General features: G+C 71.0%; 1 protein-coding gene. It reads right to left on the bottom strand.

Going from position 1 to position 751, the window contains the following annotated elements; translation table 11 throughout:
- Positions 1 to 751, bottom strand: a 751-nt coding sequence (locus HMPREF3014_RS29580) for an Ig-like domain-containing protein (RefSeq protein ID WP_256562454.1), incomplete at both ends; no start/stop codon positions are given.

Raw genomic sequence — 751 nt, 5'->3', positions numbered from 1 at the left:
GTGGTGCTGGCCGGGCCGCTGGTGTTGCCGGCAGCGTCCTGGGCCACCGCATTGACCACCGTGCCATTGGACAGCGGCGTGCCGGGCGTGAAGCTCCAGTTGCCGCTGCCATCGGCGGTGACCTGGCCGATCGGGTTGCCGTTGCCGTCGGTGAGGATCACCGTGGCACCAGCCTCGGCGGTACCGGCGATCACGCTACCGTTGCTCGGATCGATCACCGGGGCTGCTGGCGCCAGCGAGTCGACGGTGGCGCTGGTGGGACTGCTGTTGTTGCCGGCGGCGTCCTGGGCCAGCGCATTGATCACCGTGCCATTGGCCAACGGCGTAGCGGGCGTGAAGGCCCAGTTGCCGCTGCCGTCGGCGGTGACCTGGCCGATCGGGTTGCCGTTGCCGTCGGTGAGGATCACCGTGGCCCCGGCTTCCGCCGTACCGCTGATGACGACTCCATTGCTCGGATTGATCACCGGCGCCGGCGGGGCGATGGCATCGACGGTGACGCTGGCCGGACCGCTGGTATTGCCGGCCGGGTCCTGGGCCACGGCGTTGATCACGGTGCCGTTGGCCAGCGGGGTGCTCGGGGTGAACGTCCAGTTGCCGCTGCCGTCGGCGGTGGCCTGGCCGATCGGGTTGCCGCCGCCATCGGTGAGGATCACCGTCGCACCGGCTTCCGCGGTACCGGCGATCACGCTGCCGTTGCTCGGGTCGATCACCGGCGCGGCCGGCGCCACCGAGTCCACCGTGGTGCTGGCCG

Origin of the sequence: Pseudomonas sp. HMSC065H01 (assembly GCF_001815235.1) — a bacterium.
In the GTDB taxonomy this organism is placed as follows: Bacteria; Pseudomonadota; Gammaproteobacteria; order Pseudomonadales; family Pseudomonadaceae; genus Pseudomonas; species Pseudomonas aeruginosa.
The sequence above is the reverse complement of the archived record's forward strand: the minus strand, read 5'-3'. Positions and strand labels throughout refer to the sequence as shown.